The organism is Chelativorans petroleitrophicus (assembly GCF_025398195.1).
Classification (GTDB): Bacteria; Pseudomonadota; Alphaproteobacteria; order Rhizobiales; family Rhizobiaceae; genus Chelativorans; species Chelativorans petroleitrophicus.
In genome coordinates this window covers 1-635 of record NZ_JAODNV010000064.1, presented here as the reverse complement: position 1 = coordinate 635, position 635 = coordinate 1, and the positions used below count along the sequence as shown (strand labels likewise).

Here is a 635-nt window from a genome sequence, read left to right as displayed (position 1 = left end):
AAGCCCCGGACGTTCTACGATCTCGTTGTGCAGGTGGCGATCGTCCGTCCCGGTCCGATCCAGGGCGACATGGTTCATCCCTATCTCCGCCGCCGAGCAGGACTCGAGCCCGTCGAATACCCGAAGCCGGAACTGGAGAAGGTCCTGGGCAAGACGCTGGGCGTGCCCCTCTTCCAGGAGCAGGCCATGCGCGTGGCCATTGAATGCGCGGGATTCACGCCGGGCGAAGCGGACATGCTGCGCAAGTCCATGGCGACCTTCAAGCACACGGGCGGGGTGAGCGCATTCAGGGACAAGCTCGTCCAAGGCATGATTGCCCGAGGTTACGACCGGGCGTTCGCGGAGAACACCTTCTCGCAGCTCGAAGGATTCGGCTCCTATGGGTTCCCGGAGAGCCACGCGGCGTCCTTCGCGCTGATCGCCTACGCCTCGGCATGGCTCAAGTGCTGGCATCCGGACGTGTTCTGCGCCGCGCTCCTGAACTCGCAGCCGATGGGATTCTACGCGCCCGCGCAGATCGTCAGGGACGCCATCGAACATGGCGTGGAAGTGCGCCCAGTCTGCATCAACGCCTCGCGCTGGGACTGCACGCTGGAGCCAACCGGTGACGAGAGCCGCTTCGCGGTTCGGCTCGG

At 65.2% G+C, this 635-nt stretch carries 1 pseudogene; it reads left to right on the top strand.

The features are described 5' to 3' along the window. A pseudogene (gene dnaE2 / locus NYR54_RS19440) lies at window positions 1–635 on the top strand (error-prone DNA polymerase); the annotation flags it as partial.